Genomic DNA, 14,944 nt, shown 5'->3' with positions numbered 1-14,944 from the left:
GTTGTCACGCCTCACCGGTTCCGGAGCGAACCCGCTTCGTGACCCCGCCGACCGACGGCTCCCGCGCATCGCGGGGCCGTCGGGCCTGGTGATCTTCGGCGTCACGGGCGACCTGTCCCGGAAGAAGCTGATGCCCGCGGTGTACGACCTCGCCAACCGGGGTCTGCTGCCGCCGGGCTTCTCGCTGGTCGGCTTCGCCCGGCGCGAGTGGGCGCACGAGGACTTCGCCGCCGAGGTCCACGACGCCGTCAAGGAGCACTCCCGGACCCCCTTCCGCGAGGAGGTCTGGCAGCAGCTCATCCAGGGGATGCGTTTCGTCCAGGGCACCTTCGACGACGACGACGCGTTCGAGCGGTTGCGCGGCACCATCGAGGAGCTGGACAAGGCCCAGGGGACGGGCGGCAACTTCGCCTTCTACCTCTCGGTGCCTCCGCGTTCCTTCCCGGTGGTCATCCAGCAGCTCAAGAAGCACGGCCTGACCGACCAGTCCTCGGGTTCCTGGCGGCGCGCGGTCATCGAGAAGCCGTTCGGCCACGACCTCGAGTCCGCCGAGGAGCTGAACCAGGTCGTGCACGAGGTGTTCGAGCCGGACCAGGTGTTCCGGATCGACCACTACCTCGGCAAGGAGACGGTCCAGAACATCCTGGCGCTGCGCTTCGCCAACACGATGTTCGAGCCGATCTGGAACCGGTCCTTCGTGGACCACGTGCAGATCACCATGGCCGAGGACATCGGCGTCGGCGGCCGCGCCGGCTACTACGACGGCATCGGCGCCGCCCGCGACGTCATCCAGAACCACCTGCTGCAGCTCATGGCCCTCACCGCCATGGAGGAGCCCGCCTCCTTCGACGCGGACGCGCTCGCGGCGGAGAAGACCAAGGTGCTCGGTGCCGTGCGGCTGCCGAAGGACCTGGGCCGCAGCACCGTGCGCGGGCAGTACGCGGCGGGCTGGCAGGGCGGCGAGAAGGTCATCGGGTACCTCGACGAGGACGGCATCGACGCCAAGTCGAAGACCGACACCTTCGCCGCGATCAAGCTGGGCATCGACAACCGCCGCTGGGCGGGCGTCCCCTTCTACCTGCGCACCGGCAAGCGTCTGGGCCGCCGGGTCACCGAGATCGCGGTGGTCTTCCAGCGGGCCCCGCACTCCCCCTTCGACCACACGGCGACGGAGGAGCTGGGCTCGAACGCGGTCGTCATCCGCGTCCAGCCGGACGAGGGCATCACGGTCCGCTTCGGCTCCAAGGTGCCGGGCACCTCCATGGAGATCCGGGACGTGTCCATGGACTTCGCCTACGGCGAGTCGTTCACGGAGTCCAGCCCGGAGGCGTACGAGCGGCTCATCCTGGACGTGCTGCTCGGCGACGCCAACCTCTTCCCGCGCACGGAGGAGGTCGAGCTGTCCTGGAAGATCCTCGACCCGATCGAGGAGTACTGGGACCGGCACGGCAGGCCCGCACAGTACAAGTCGGGCACCTGGGGCCCCGTCGAGGCGGACGAGATGCTGGCACGAGACGGACGGAGCTGGCGCCGGCCATGAAGATAGACCTGACCGGCACCACCGCCGGCGCGATCAACAAGGCGCTCGTCCGGGGCCGCCGTGCGATCGGCACCCCTGCCGTCGGCATGGTCCTGACCCTCGTCATCGTCACCGACGAGGAGAACGCCTACGACGCCCTCAAGGCCGCCAACGACGCCTCGCGCGAGCACCCCTCGCGCACGCTCGTGGTCATCAAGCGGGTCTCCCGCTCCCCGCGCGACCGCACGTCGTCCCGGCTCGACGCCGAGGTGCGGGTGGGCGCGGAGGCGGGCACCGGCGAGACGGTCGTCCTGCGGCTGTACGGCGAGGTGTCCGAGCAGGCCGAGTCGGTGGTGCTGCCGCTGCTGCTGCCCGACGCCCCGGTGGTCGTCTGGTGGCCGGTGAACGCGCCGCTGGACCCGGCCAACGACCCGCTGGGCGCCCTGGCCCAGCGCCGGGTGACCGACACCTATGCCGCCGAGCAGCCGGTGCGGGAGCTGTCCGCCCGCGCCGAGACCTACGCACCCGGCGACACCGATCTGTCCTGGACCCGGATCACGCCGTGGCGCTCGATGCTCGCGGCGGCCCTGGACCAGGTGGTGTGCGAGGTGAAGGCCGTCGAGGTGGAGGGCGAGGAGTTCAACCCGAGCTGTGAGCTGCTGGCGATGTGGCTCGCGGACCGGCTGGACGTCCCCGTCCGGCGTTCGCTGTCCGCGGGGCCGGGGCTGACGGCCGTGCGGATGGACACCAGCGAGGGCCCCATCACCCTGGACCGGGCGGACGGCTCGCTCGCCACCCTGGCCATCGAGGGCCAGCCGGCCCGCGCGGTGGCGCTGAAGCGGCGGGAAACCGCCGAGCTGATCGCGGAGGAGCTGCGGCGGCTCGACCCGGACGACACCTACGCCTCCGCGCTGGCCTTCGGCGTGGAGCGGCTGAACACCGTGCCGGAGCCCGCGGCGGCGGAGCCGGCCGCGGTCGCCGAACCGGTGGAGGAGGAGTCCGCGAAGGCTCCCGCGAAGAAGGCGGCCGCCAAGAAGGCCCCGGTGAGGAAGGCGGCCGCGAAGTGAGCACCCCGCAGCTCGTCGTGCATCACGACAAGGAACTGATGGCGCGGGCCGCCGCGGCCCGCCTGATCACCCGGATCGTGGACGCGCAGGCCTCCCGGGGCACCGCGTCGGTGGTCCTGACCGGTGGCCGCAACGGCAACGGCCTGCTGGCCGCGCTGGCGGCGGCACCCGCCCGGGACGCCGTCGACTGGGGCCGCCTCGACCTGTGGTGGGGCGACGAGCGCTACCTGCCCGAGGGCGATCCGGAGCGCAATGTCACGCAGGCCCGCGAGGCGCTGCTGGACGCGGTGCCGCTGGACCCGGAGCGCGTGCACGCCATGCCCGCGTCCGACGGTCCGCACGGTACGGACGTGGAGGCGGCGGCGGAGGCCTACGCGGCGGAACTGGCCAAGGCGGCCGGGCCGGAGAACCACGGCCCGGTGCCGTCCTTCGACGTGCTGATGCTGGGCGTCGGCCCGGACACCCACGTGGCGTCGCTGTTCCCGGAGTTGCCCGCGGTCCGCGAGACGGAGCGCACGGTGGTCGGCGTGCACGGGGCGCCGAAGCCGCCGCCGACCCGGGTCTCGCTGACCCTCCCCGCGATCCGCTCGGCCCGCGAGGTCTGGCTGCTCGCGGCCGGCGAGGACAAGGCCCAGGCCGTGGCCATCGCCCTCTCGGGCGCGGGCGAGGTGCAGGCACCGGCGGCGGGCGCCCGCGGACGCTCGCGGACCCTGTGGCTCCTGGACTCCGCGGCGGCCTCGCGGTTGCCGCGGTCGCTGTACCCACCGGCGTCACCGTGAGGCCCGCCCTTCCGTGACGGACGGGGGCGGCAGGGATCCAACTCCCTGCCGCCCCCTTCGCGTTGCGCGCCGCCACCCCCAGCCGGGCTCTTCACACTTCCCGCACCAAACGTCCATGCCGCCTTCATCCTTTGGATAAGCTCCTGGCCGTATCACTCGCACCATTGAGGGGGGACCTCATGCGTATACGCTTCGCGCTGGCCGCGGCCGTCTCGGCCGGAGCGCTCGCCGTCACCGTCGCGGCCCCGGCCCAGGCCGCCGAGTACTCCTCCGCCCTGAAGGTCAGGGGCGTCCAGTACGACGCTCCGGGGCGGGACTCCAACAGCTGCTCCTCCGGCAACACCAGGGGCGAGTACGTGACGATCAAGAACTACTCGCGCACCGCGACCGTGAACCTCAGGGGCTACGTGGTCAGGGACGCCACCAGCACCAACCGGTTCGTCTTCACCAAGAACCACTACCTGCAGCCCGGCGACTACGTGAAGCTGCGCGGGGGCCACGGCACCGACTCGGACGCCGGCAACGTCGTGTACCGCCAGAACTGCAACTTCATCTGGAACAACGACAAGGACACCATCCGCCTCTACAAGCCCTCCGGCGCCCACGCTGACACCCACGCCTACACCAGGTCCGCCAACGACCGCGACGGCAACGGCTACATCACCTTCCACGGCTGAGGGCGCGTCGCACGAGGACGGGCGACCGGCTGCGCGGATCGGGTGCTCCCGCGGCGGGAGCGCCCGGCGCCGGACGTAGGACGACGGAGGCGGCCGGTGAACCGGCCGCCTCCGTCGTCCCCGTCAGGGTGGGGTCACTTGACCGAGCCGGCCATCACGCCCTGCACGAAGTGGCGCTGGAAGGCGAAGAAGACGACCACGGGGACCGTCAGGGAGATGAAGGCACCCGGGGCCAGCACGTCGATGTTGCTGCCGAACTGGCGTATCTGGGACTGGAGCTGCACGGTCAGCGGCTGGGAGGAGCTGTCCGCGAAGAGGAGCGCGACCAGCATGTCGTTCCAGACCCAGAGGAACTGGAAGATGGCGAGCGAGGCGATGGCGGGACGCCCCACCGGAAGGACCAGGCGGGTGAAGATGCGCCACTCGCCGCCGCCGTCCATCCGCGCCGCCTCCAGCATCTCCTTGGGCATCTCCGCGAAGTAGTTGCGCAGGAGGAACACGGCGAAGGGCAGGCCGTAGGCGACGTGGAAGAGGACCACGCCGGGGATCGTGCCGAACAGGCCCAACTGGCCGAAGAGTTTGGCCACCGGCAGCAGACCGATCTGCACCGGTACCACCAGCAGGGCCACCACCAGCAGGAACAGCGGTTCGCGCAGCGGGAAGTCCAGCCAGGCGAAGGCGTATCCGGCGAGGGCCGCGATGACGACGACCAGGACGGTCGTCGGCACCGAGATCAGCACGGTGTTCCAGAAGGCCTGGGTGATGCCGGCGTTCTTCAGCAGCGCCGAGTAGTTGTCGAAGGAGAGCTGCCCCGGACTGGACAGCGCCGTCCACCAGCCGCCCTTCGCCGTGTCATGGGCCGAGCGCAGGGAGGACACGAACAGTCCCGCGAGCGGGGTCGCCCAGACCAGGCCGATCACCACGAGGAACGCCTGGACCAGGCCGTTGCCCAGGCCGCGCCTGACCACGTTCATCGCTGACTCCTTCGGAAGCGGCGGACGTTGAAGACCATCGCGGGGATGACCAGCAGGAGCAGCAGCACGCCGAGGGCGCTGCCGAGCCCCTGGTTGTTGCCGCCGCCGAACGACACCAGCCACATCTGGGTCGCGAGCACGGTGGCGTCCTCCTGCACCGGTCCCGGCGCGATGATGTAGACGAGGTCGAACACCTTCATCACGTTGATCACGAGGGTGACGAAGACGACCGTCAGCACGGGGGCGAGCAGCGGCACGGTGATGCGGCGGAAGATCTGCCACTCGTTCGCGCCGTCCATCCGCGCCGCCTCCAGCGCGTCCCGGGGCAGGCTCGACAGACCGGCGCCGATCAGCACCATCGCGAAGCCCGTCCAGATCCACAGGTAGGCGCCGATGATCGCCGGGGTGACCAGCGTCGGGCCGAGCCAGGAGACGCCCTGGTAGGGCGGCGCGAAGTTGGACGCGGGCAGCTTCACCGTGTACGAGCCCTCCTGGAGTCCGGTGAAGCGGAAGGAGCCGTCGGAGGAGGACGTGGTGCCGGCGATGGTCCTCCCGTCGCGCAGCGCCTCGACCTTCATGCCGGGCAGGCCGCTCTCCTTCGGGTCGACCCGGCCCTGCTCGCCTCCCCCGCCGGGGGTGAAGTCGAGGTAGACGACACCGCGCAGTTCTCCGGCGGCGGCGGCGCGCCGCGCCGCCGGACGGGCGGGCGAGGCGTCCCGCGGCAGGTCGCCCGGCAGCACGCCGACCATGGGCAGGGTGACCGACTCGCCCGGGGACGCGGCGGCGTGGCTGAGGTAGGACCCGTCGCCGCCCCGGTCCAGCAGCCCCTCGCGGCCCCGTGCCGTCGGGTACGACGAGGTGCCCTTGAACACGTCGTGGACGCCGACCACGGCGGCGTCGAGGACGCCCTTGTCCGGGTCCTCGTCGTAGGCGAGGCGGAAGATGATGCCGGCGGCGAGGAAGGAGACCGCCATCGGCATGAACAGCAGCAGTTTGAAGGCCGTGGCCCAGCGGACCTTCTCCACCAGGACGGCCAGGATCAGGCCGAGGCCGGTGAGCAGGGCCGGGGCCACGACCACCCAGATGGTGGTGTTGCGGATGGCCTTCAGCGTCGCCGGGTCGCGGAACATCTCGGCGTAGTTGCCGCCGCCCACGAACCGGGTGCCGGAGGCGTCGAAGAAGCTGCGTCCGACCGAGAACAGCACCGGGTAGACGACGAGCGCGCCGAGCAGGAGCAGGGCGGGGAGGACGAAGAGCAGGGCGACGGTCCGGGCGCGCCGCCGGCCGCGGCGCCCCCGGGCCGTGCCGGCGGCGCGCGGGGCCGCCTCCTTGGACACGAGTGTGGTGGCGGTCATCGGTCCGGTCAGTCCTGGTAGGCCTTGGTCGCGGCGGCCTCGAGCTTCGCCGCGGTCCCCGCCGGGTCGGACGGGTCGCGCAGGAAGTCCTGCAGGAGCTTCCACTCGCCGGCGCCCTTGGTGCCGCCGAAGGCGGCCGGTGCCTGGTCGGACATGTCGAAGCGGACCGAGTCACCGGCGCCGACGAGGGACTTGGCGGTGGCGCGGGTGACGTCGTCGCCGTAGGAGGAGAGGTCGAGCTTCCTGTTCGGGGACAGGAAGCCGCCCGCCTTCGCCCAGACGGCCGCGGCCTCGGGGGTCGCCAGGTACTCCAGGAGCTTCATGCCCGCCTTCGCGTTCTTGCCGTCCTTGAGGACGACGGCCGCGTCGCCGCCGCTGACCACCGGGGCCTTGCCGCCGCCCACGGCCGGGAACGGGAAGAAGTCCGCGTCCTCGCCGATGCTCCGCTGGAACTGGTCGTGGGCGACACCGGCGACGAAGTCGCCCTCGTAGACCAGGCCGGCCTGCGGCTTCGGCCCGAACACCTTCTCCACCGAGCCCGGGAAGTCGGTGTTGAGGGCGCCCTTCCGGCCGCCCGCGACCAGCTGCTTGTCCTTGAACAGCTTGCCCAGGGTGCCGAGCGACCGGACGACGGAGGCGTCCGTCCACTTCAGCCTGTGCGCGGCGAGGGCGTCGTACTTCTCGGGACCGGCCTGGGAGAGGTAGATGTTCTCGAACCAGTCGGTGAGGGTCCAGCCGTCCTGCCCGGCGACGGCGAAGGCGGCGAGCCCGGAGTCGGAGACGGTGTGCCCGGCCTTGAGCATCTCGTCGTAGGTCTTCGGCGGCTCGACCCCCGCCTGGGCGAGCGCGTCGGGGCTGTACCAGACGGTCGACTTGTGGGCGGCCTTGAAGTAGAGGCCGTAGAGGGTGCCGTCGACGCTGCCGTACTTCTTCCACACGGGCGCGTAGCCCGCGTCCACGGACTTGCCCGTGGTGGCGGACAGCGGCTGGAGCCAGCCCTTCTTCGCGAACTGCTGGAGCACGCCGACCTGGGGGACCATCACCACGTCGGGTGCGTTGCCGCCCTCGATCTTGCTGCCGACGACCGTGGAGACGTTGTCGCCGGTGGAGACGAACCGGGTCCTGGCGCCGGTCTTCGCGGTGAAGGCGTCCAGCACCTTCTGGAAGTTCTTCTGTTCGCTGCCGGACCAGACACCGGCCACGGTGACGGTCTGGCCGCTGAGCGCCTTGTCGCCGCCGCCGGCGGAGACGGGGTCGCCGTCGCAGGCGGTCGCGCCGAGCGCCAGGGCGAGGGCGGTGCAGCCGGTGAGCAGGGTGGTACGTCGCATCATCGTTGATGTCCCTTCGGGAGGGTGGGAGTTGACGTGGAGCGGGGGCAGGTCAGAGGTCGGTGAGCCACCAGGCGGCCGTCGAGCCGGGCAGCACCCCGGCCGGGCAGGGCCCGCTGGACAGCAGGGGCGTGCCGGACGCCGGTGCCGGGGTCGGCGAGGTGGTGAAGTTGACGGCGCAGACCAGGCCGTCGCCGCGGACGAAACCGAGGACGCCGGGCGGGGTGTCCAGCCAGCGCAGCGTCCCCTCGCCCAACTGGGGCAGTGAGGAGCGCAGTTGCAGCCCGTCGCGGTACAGGTGCCAGAAGGAGCGGGTGTCGGCGAGGGCCCGGTCGGTGGCGTACTCGGCGAAGTACTCCGGCTGCGGCAGCCAGGGTTTGGCGCTCTCCGCGCCGGAGGTGAAGCCGAACGGGGAGGCCTGTCCGGACCACGGCAGGGGCACCCGGCAGCCGTCACGGATGCGGGCCCGGCTTCCGGTGCGGTGGAAGATGGGGTCGGTGAGCACGTCGTCGGGCAGGTCGACGACCTCGGGCAGGCCCAGTTCCTCGCCCTGGTAGATGTACGCGGCGCCGGGCAGGGCCAGCATCAGCAGTGCGGCGGCGCGGGCGCGGGCGGGCCCGAGGCCGCTGCCCCCGGTGGCGGGCTCGCCGTAGCGGGTGACGGTGCGCACCTGGTCGTGGTTGTTGAGGACCCAGGTGACGGTCGAGCCGGTGCCGGCGATGTCCTGCATGGCCTCGGAGACGACCTTGCGGAAGGCGTCGGCGTCCCAGGGGGCGCCGAGCAGGTCGAAGAAGAAGGCCTGGTGGAGTTCGTCGGGGCGGACGTACCGGGCGTGTTCACGGGCGGTGGGCACGGAGACCTCGCCGACCAGCAGGCGCTCGCGGCCGTCGCGGGCGGTGTACTCCTCGCAGGTGGCCCGCCACCGCCGCCACACGTCGTGCACCTCCGGCTGGTTCCAGGCCAGCGGGTTGACCGAGTCGCGGGTGCGGGCATCGGCCTCCGGGTCGGGCGAGTCGGGCAGTTCGGGGTGCTTGAACAGTCCGGCGGCGACGTCGATGCGGAAGCCGTCCACGCCGCGGTCCAGCCAGAAGCGCAGGACGCGGTCGAACTCCTCGGGGATCTCGGGGTCGCGCCAGTTCCAGTCGGGCTGTTCGGGCGTGAACATGTGCAGGTACCACTGCCCGGGCCGGCCGTCCGCCTCGGTGACCCGGGTCCAGGCCGGGCCGCCGAACATGGCGTGCCAGTTGTTGGGGGGTTCACCGCCGGCGGGGCCGCGCCCGTCGGCGAAGTGGAAGCGGGCGCGGGCCGGGCTGCCGGGCGCGGAGGCCAGCGCCTCGCGGAACCACGGGTGCTCGCTGGAGCAGTGGTTGGGGACGATGTCCAGCAGCACCCTGATCCCCAGCCGGCGGGCGGCCGCCATCAGCAGGTCGAACTCGGCGAGGTCGCCGAAGAGCGGGTCGACGTCGCGGTAGTCGGCGACGTCGTAGCCGTGGTCGTGCTGGGGCGAGGGGTAGAACGGGCTCAGCCAGATCCCGTCGACGCCGAGCTTCTTGAGGTACGGCAGTCCGGCGCGGACGCCGGCCAGATCGCCGACACCGTCGCCGGTGCTGTCGAGGAAGCTGCGGACGTAGACCTGGTAGATCACCGCGTCACGCCACCAATGATGCCTGTTCAACCCTGTGGCCTGTCTCTGTGGAGGGCAGCAGTTATGCATGCATGTTAGGTAGGCGTGTCGCAGAGGTGTCAATGAAGAGAACGAACACTACTGAAGAGTTGGGTTCGCAAATCCGGATCTATTCGGGCATTCCGAATGCAGTTGAGATGTCCGCGTTACTTAACAAGTAACTAGCAGAGGAGTCAGCGACCGGTGACGGCGTCGAGCTCCCGCGCCAGCCGGCGCACCGCGGCCGAGGGCGTCTGCCGCCCGGTCAGCGCGTCGTGCACGACAGCCTGGACGACCAGGCTGACCTGGTCGTAGCGCGGGCTCGTGGGGCGCGGCTCGGCCGACATGACGGCGGCGCGCAGGGTCGGCAGATAGGGGAACCGCGCGATCAGGGCCGGGTCGTCGTAGAGGGAGGCCCGCACGGGAGGCAGCGCGCCCCGGGTCAGTACCTGGCGCTGGACGCGCTCGCTCGTGAGGTAGGCGATCAGACGCGCGGCGGAGTCCGGATGCCGGGCATGGGTGTTGACGGCCAGGTTGGATCCGCCGAGGACGCTCTTGCCCGGCCCGTCGGGTCCGGGCAGCGGTACCGCGCCGATCCGGCCGGCGACCCTGGAGCCCCGGGCCGAGGCGGCCGCGTAGGCGTAGGGCCAGTTGCGCAGGAAGAGCAGCCGGCCGGCCAGGAACGCCTCCTTGGACTCCTCCTCCTTGTACGTCAGCGCCGCCCTGGGTATCCAGCCCTCGCGCAGGCCCCGGGCGAGGAAGCCGATGCCCTCGCGGGCCGCGTCGGAGTCCACGGTGACGCGGGCTCCCTCGTCACCGAGGATGGTGCCGCCCGCCGAGTAGACCGCCTCGGCCGCGTTGACCGTGAGGCCCTCGTAGGGCAGGAACTGGCCCGCGTATCCGTCCAGCCCGTATCGGGGCGCGATGGTCTTCGCGTCGCGCTCCAGTTCGGCCCAGGTGCGCGGCGCCGGCACGCCGGCCCTGGCCAGGACGTCCTTGCGGTACAGCAGCAGCCCCGCGTTGGTGACGTACGGGACGGCGTACAGCCGCCCGTCGTACCTGGCGGTCCTCACCACCGGCTTCAGGAAACCGCCGAGCGGGAACCGGTCACCGGGCAGCGGGCGGATCCAGCCGGCCGCGGCGAACTCTGCGGTCCAGTTCACGTCGATGTTGAGGACGTCGAACCGGCCCCGGTCGCCGCCGCGCAGGTCCGTGGTCATCTGCGCGTACGTCTCGTCGGCGGAGTCCGGCAGCTCGACCAGGGTCACCTCCTCGCCGGGATGGGTGCGGTTCCAGCCCTGCAGCAGCGGCCCCAGGTAGCTGGTCAGGTCGCCGGCGGTGGCCAGGGTGAGCGGTCCGCGCCCGCCGTCGCCGGCTTCCCCGGCCCGGGCGCCGGAGGCCACGTACCCGGACAGGACCACGGCGAGAACCAGGAGCCCCCTACCGGCGGCGCGCATCCACCGCATAGGTTCCTCCCTGAACACGTACACCAGGCTCCGGGCACCCTCGCCCGGGAGTCAGAGGCCATGTATACCTGTTAGGTATGGGCGATACTAGGGCCTGGCGTCAATCTCACGTCGTCCGCCCGCTGGCGGGCCCGGCGGCGACCGGCGCGTAGGATCGCAAGGTACCGCAGCGTCCTCGTGGCGAAAGCCGCGCGGGCGGTTCGGCGACGCGGCGAGCGTGCGTGCCGGTCGCCGCCGGGCAGGCGTGAGGCCGACACCGGGCCCCGTGGGCCTGGAGCACATCGCCGGAGACAGGAGGAGAGCACGAGTGCGGCTGCCTCTCCTGGCACTCCTCGCGCGTGGCCCGGCGCACGGTTACGAGCTGAAACAGGACCTTGAGCAACTGCTGGGCTCCGCGTACCCTCAGCCGAACGTCGGCCAGATCTACGTGACCCTCGGCCGCCTCGAGAAGTCGGGACTGATCGAGGGCGAGGACGTCGAGCAGTCGAGCCGGCCCAACAAGAAGGTCTACCACCTCACCGACGCCGGGCGGGAGGCGCTGCACGCCTGGTTCGAGGAGACCGAGGACGAGCCGCGGGTACGGGACGAGTTCTTCATGAAGCTCGCACTGGCCCCGCAGACCGGTCTCGCCGACCAGATCGCACTCATCAACAGACAGCGGCGCCAGTACCTCAACACCATGCGCGATCTGTCGAAACTGGCCGCGGCCGAGAGCCGGGACAACCGAATCGCCCAGCTGCTCATCGAGGGCGCCATGCTGCACCTGCAGGCCGACCTCGACTGGCTGGAGCGGTGCCAGGAGGAACTGGAGGAACCGGAGTGAACGACGGCTCCGTTCCGCTGCTGCGCGCCGAGGGACTGGTGAAGACCCACCACGGCGGGGGCGCGCCCGCGCACGCCGTGCGCGGGGTCGACCTGAGCGTGGCGCGCGGCGAGTTCGTGGCGATCACCGGGCCGTCCGGAGCCGGCAAGTCCACGCTGCTGCACCTGCTCGGCGGACTGCAGCGGCCGGACCGGGGGAGCATCCGGCTCGACGGCCGGTGCACGGACTCCTTCAGCGAGGCGCGCTGGGCGGTGGAGCGCCGCAAGGCCATCGGGATCGTCTTCCAGTTCTTCAACCTGGTCTCGAACCTGTCGGTCGCGGACAACGTCGAGCTGCCCGCCCTGCTCGCCGGCGTGCCCCCGAAGCGCGCCCGGGCCGAGCGCGAGGAACTCCTCGCCGAGCTGGGCCTCGCGGGCAAGGAGCGCAGCATGCCGGGCGAGCTGTCCGGCGGCGAGCAGCAGCGCGTCGCGCTGGCCCGCGCCCTGGTCAACCATCCGCCGCTGCTGCTGGCCGACGAGCCCGCCGGCAGCCTGGACAGCAAGGGCACCCGCGAGGTGATGCGGCTGCTGTCCCGCTTCCACGGACGCGGGCAGAGCATCGTCCTGGTCACCCACGACGCCCGGCTGGCCAGCGCCGCCGACCGCGTGATCAGCTTCTTCGACGGCCGGATCGCCGACGACGCGGTCCTGGACGGTGCCCCGCCCCGGAAGCAGGGGACCGCGGGTGTGCTGGAGCTGAGGGACTGATGGCGCACCGGCCGACGGGGCACGGACCGATGACGCGGGAACCGACGGTTCACGGCCCGGCGGCGCACCGACCGACCGCCCACCGGCCGCACGGCCGCGGGACCGGGGACTGAGCCGTGCGAGCCACCCTGCGCTGGGCCCACTCCGATCTGCGCACGCACCGCGGCGAGGCGCTGTTCATCACGCTCGCCACCGCCGGCATCGTGGCCTCCCTGCTGCTGGCCGCCGCCCTGTTCGGCTACGCCACCAACCCCTGGCAGCGGACCTTCACCCAGGCCCGCGGGGCCCATGTGTGGATCCACACCGCCGCCTCGGCGGACGCCCGCGAGCTCGCCCGGCTGGACGGTGTCGAGTCCGTCGCCGGCCCCTACCCCACCGAGTCCGCCACCGTCGCCGACCGCGGTGCCCGGGCCGCCGTGGAACTGCGCGGCACACCGCGGCTGCCCTCGGTCGGGCGCCCGGTGCTCACCGCGGGCCACTGGCTGGCCCCGGGGCGGCCGGACGGCGTGGTCCTGGAGAGCCGGCTGGCCCGGGCGCTGCTCGCCGAGCCCGGCGACGTCCTCACACTGCCCGGCACCGCCCGGACGCTCACCGTGGCCGGCATCGCGGACAGCGCCGAACCCGGCTACAGCCCCGGATCCCGGCCCGGCCTGGTCTGGGCCCTGCCGTCCGCCGTGCGCGCCCCCGGCGGCCAGGTGACCGGGCTGCGCCTGGGCGACCCGGCCGACACGGACTACGCGGTGCAGCGCGCCGTCACCGTGCTGGGCGCGGGCGCGGTCGGCGAGGTCTCCACCTGGCGGCAGGCCCGGGCCGCGGCGCAGGGCGAGAACCGGCTGCTCGGCCAGGTGCTCGGCCTGTTCGGGCTGGGCGCCCTGGTGGCCGCGGGATTCGCCGTGCACGGCGCGATCGGCACCCGCATCCGCGGCCATCTGCGGGACATCTCGGTGCTCAAGGCGATCGGCTTCACGCCCGGGCAGGTGGTGCGGGTCTTCCTGCTGCAGCACCTGGCGTACGCGGCGTTCGGCGCGGTGGCCGCGGCGGCACTCACCGAGGGATGCGGCCGCCGGGTCCCGGGGCGGCTCGGCGACGCGGTGGGCCTGTGGCAGACACTGCCCGGGCACACCGTCGCGCTGTCCGCCGTACCCGTGGGCGCGGTGCTGTTCATCGCTCTGACGACGGGGCTCGCGGCCTGGCGGGCGGGCCGGGTGCCGCCGGTACCGGTACCGCGTCCGTCCGCTCCGGCGGGCGGCCGGCTGACCGGCCCGGCGCGCCGCGCCCTGGGGCTGCGGCTGCCGGCCGCGCTCGTCCTCGGCTGCCACAAGGCGTTCGCGGGCCGCGGCCGGTCGCTGGCCGGCGTGGCCCGGCTGACGCTGCCGCTGACCCTGATCGTGGTGGCACTCAGCGCCTGGACGACCATCGACCGCTTCCACAGCAGCCCGGAGCGGGTGGGTCTGCCCGCCGCGCTGGCGGTCCGTCCGGACGGCGCCCTGGACGACGCGGGCCTGCGGGCGGTGCTGGCGGCCGACCGCCGGGTCGACGCCGCCTATCCCGGGGTCGAGGTGGCCGCGCTGGTGCCCGGCCAGACCGGGACGATCGCGCTGCGCGGCCTCGGCACCCGCGACCGGCCCTACCCGTACGCGCTCGCCGAGGGCCGGGCCGCGCGCGGGCCGGACGAGGCGGTGGCCGGACAGGGCCTGCTCGACCTGCTGCACGTACACGTCGGTGACTGGGTGCGGATGACGGTGGGCGAGCGACCGCAGATCCTGCACATCGTGGGCCGCAGCCTCGAACCGCAGAACGCAGGCCGGGTCGTGACGACCTCCGTGGACACCCTGCGCGAGAACGACCCCGCCCTGTCCCCCGCGTTCTACCAGCTCCGGCTGCGTCCCGGCGCCGATCCGCGGCGGGTCGCGGCCGCGCTCGCCGCGGCCGGGCACGGGCACCTGGACGTGCATGCCGTGCCGAACCCGGCCGACGGGCTGTCACCGCTGCGCGCGGTCGTCGCCGGGCTGGTCGCGGTGCTCGCCCTCATCGGTCTCGTCGAGCTGCTCACCGCGATCGGCGGCAGCGTCCGGGAGGGCGAGCGGGACGTGCTGGCCCTGCGGGCCATCGGCATGTCACCGCGGCAGATCGGCGCGATCACGGTCACGGCGACGACCTGTACGGCGCTGGCGGCGGCGGTCGCCGCCACGGGGCTGGGGCTGCCCCTGGCACACCGGCTGATCGACGCCCAGGGCGACTCCAGCGGTATCGGCGCCGGCATCGCCCAGTCGCCCCCGCCCGGTGCGCTGCTCGCGCTGGGCGCGGGCGCCGTGCTGGGTGCCGCCGCCCTGACGGCGCTGCCCGCCACCCGGGCGGCCCGGCGGCGGCAGGCTGACACGCTGAGCGCGGTGGCCTGAGCGCCGGGCCCCGAAGCACCCGCCTCCGGACCCGGCGGGCCGCCCGCGTCAGCTACGGCCGCGCAGCTCCCGGTACTTGGCCACGAGCGCCCGGGTGGAGGCGTCCAGGCCGGGGACCTCCGCGCCCTCGGTCAGGGCCGGTTCGACC

At 72.7% G+C, this 14,944-nt stretch carries 12 protein-coding genes; 7 read left to right on the top strand and 5 right to left on the bottom strand.

Annotation, left to right across the window (positions count from 1 at the left end; genetic code table 11):
- The first annotated feature begins 1 nt into the window (after window position 1).
- From zwf to MXD57_RS23810, 4 genes are all read left to right on the top strand, one after another.
- Window positions 2-1,540, top strand: a complete 1,539-nt coding sequence (gene zwf, locus MXD57_RS23825) for a glucose-6-phosphate dehydrogenase (RefSeq protein WP_250403816.1) — start codon at window positions 2-4, stop codon at window positions 1,538-1,540.
- Window positions 1,537-2,586, top strand: coding sequence for a glucose-6-phosphate dehydrogenase assembly protein OpcA (opcA, locus tag MXD57_RS23820; RefSeq protein WP_250403814.1), 1,050 nt, complete (start codon window positions 1,537-1,539; stop codon window positions 2,584-2,586). The genes zwf and opcA overlap by 4 nt, the downstream gene beginning before the upstream one ends.
- Entirely contained in the window at window positions 2,583-3,365 is a 783-nt protein-coding gene (gene pgl, locus MXD57_RS23815) for a 6-phosphogluconolactonase (RefSeq protein ID WP_250403812.1), read from the top strand. The genes opcA and pgl overlap by 4 nt, the downstream gene beginning before the upstream one ends.
- Window positions 3,366-3,544: 179 nt before the next feature.
- Window positions 3,545-4,042: a lamin tail domain-containing protein gene (locus tag MXD57_RS23810; protein WP_250403810.1), complete on the top strand. Its 498-nt coding sequence runs from the start codon at window positions 3,545-3,547 to the stop codon at window positions 4,040-4,042.
- A gap of 134 nt (window positions 4,043-4,176) precedes the next feature.
- Here the strand turns inward: MXD57_RS23810 and MXD57_RS23805 are convergent, their stop codons facing one another.
- From MXD57_RS23805 to MXD57_RS23785, 5 genes are all read right to left on the bottom strand, one after another.
- Window positions 4,177-5,016: a carbohydrate ABC transporter permease gene (locus MXD57_RS23805; RefSeq protein ID WP_250403808.1), complete on the bottom strand. Its 840-nt coding sequence runs from the start codon at window positions 5,014-5,016 to the stop codon at window positions 4,177-4,179.
- Window positions 5,013-6,371 carry an ABC transporter permease gene (locus tag MXD57_RS23800; protein ID WP_250403806.1) on the bottom strand — a complete coding sequence of 453 codons (1,359 nt, stop codon included), beginning with the start codon at window positions 6,369-6,371 and terminating at the stop codon, window positions 5,013-5,015. The genes MXD57_RS23805 and MXD57_RS23800 overlap by 4 nt, the downstream gene beginning before the upstream one ends.
- Window positions 6,372-6,379: 8 nt before the next feature.
- Window positions 6,380-7,702, bottom strand: coding sequence for an ABC transporter substrate-binding protein (locus MXD57_RS23795; RefSeq protein ID WP_250403804.1), 1,323 nt, complete (start codon window positions 7,700-7,702; stop codon window positions 6,380-6,382).
- Window positions 7,703-7,751: 49 nt separating this feature from the next.
- Window positions 7,752-9,413: a glycoside hydrolase family 13 protein gene (locus tag MXD57_RS23790; RefSeq protein ID WP_250403803.1), complete on the bottom strand. Its 1,662-nt coding sequence runs from the start codon at window positions 9,411-9,413 to the stop codon at window positions 7,752-7,754.
- Window positions 9,414-9,556: 143 nt separating this feature from the next.
- Window positions 9,557-10,828, bottom strand: coding sequence for an ABC transporter substrate-binding protein (locus MXD57_RS23785; protein WP_250403801.1), 1,272 nt, complete (start codon window positions 10,826-10,828; stop codon window positions 9,557-9,559).
- Between the two features lie 307 nt (window positions 10,829-11,135).
- On the opposite strand from MXD57_RS23785, the gene MXD57_RS23780 reads away from it, so the two are divergent.
- The 3 genes from MXD57_RS23780 (at window position 11,136) to MXD57_RS23770 (ending at window position 14,796) form a co-directional block, all read left to right on the top strand.
- Entirely contained in the window at window positions 11,136-11,651 is a 516-nt protein-coding gene (locus MXD57_RS23780) for a PadR family transcriptional regulator (RefSeq protein ID WP_250403799.1), read from the top strand.
- Window positions 11,609-12,397, top strand: coding sequence for an ABC transporter ATP-binding protein (locus tag MXD57_RS23775; RefSeq protein ID WP_284506006.1), 789 nt, complete (start codon window positions 11,609-11,611; stop codon window positions 12,395-12,397). The genes MXD57_RS23780 and MXD57_RS23775 overlap by 43 nt, the downstream gene beginning before the upstream one ends.
- Before the next feature lie 116 nt (window positions 12,398-12,513).
- Window positions 12,514-14,796, top strand: a complete 2,283-nt coding sequence (locus MXD57_RS23770) for an FtsX-like permease family protein (protein ID WP_250403797.1) — start codon at window positions 12,514-12,516, stop codon at window positions 14,794-14,796.
- Window positions 14,797-14,944: the final 148 nt, after the last annotated feature.

The sequence above is a fragment of the Streptomyces cellostaticus genome, assembly GCF_023630175.1.
In the GTDB taxonomy this organism is placed as follows: domain Bacteria; phylum Actinomycetota; class Actinomycetes; order Streptomycetales; family Streptomycetaceae; genus Streptomyces; species Streptomyces cellostaticus_A.
The sequence above is the reverse complement of the archived record's forward strand: the minus strand, read 5'-3'. Positions and strand labels throughout refer to the sequence as shown.

Excerpts from the sequence above, each read along its gene's own strand:
- MXD57_RS23785 (WP_250403801.1), bottom strand. The coding sequence starts at position 10,828 with ATGCGGTGGATGCGCGCCGCCGGTAGGGGGCTCCTGGTTCTCGCCGTG.
- MXD57_RS23800 (WP_250403806.1), bottom strand. The coding sequence starts at position 6,371 with ATGACCGCCACCACACTCGTGTCCAAGGAGGCGGCCCCGCGCGCCGCC.
- MXD57_RS23790 (WP_250403803.1), bottom strand. The coding sequence starts at position 9,413 with ATGCATAACTGCTGCCCTCCACAGAGACAGGCCACAGGGTTGAACAGG.
- MXD57_RS23795 (WP_250403804.1), bottom strand. The coding sequence starts at position 7,702 with ATGATGCGACGTACCACCCTGCTCACCGGCTGCACCGCCCTCGCCCTG.
- MXD57_RS23805 (WP_250403808.1), bottom strand. The coding sequence starts at position 5,016 with ATGAACGTGGTCAGGCGCGGCCTGGGCAACGGCCTGGTCCAGGCGTTC.
- MXD57_RS23810 (WP_250403810.1), top strand. The coding sequence starts at position 3,545 with ATGCGTATACGCTTCGCGCTGGCCGCGGCCGTCTCGGCCGGAGCGCTC.
- opcA (WP_250403814.1), top strand. The coding sequence starts at position 1,537 with ATGAAGATAGACCTGACCGGCACCACCGCCGGCGCGATCAACAAGGCG.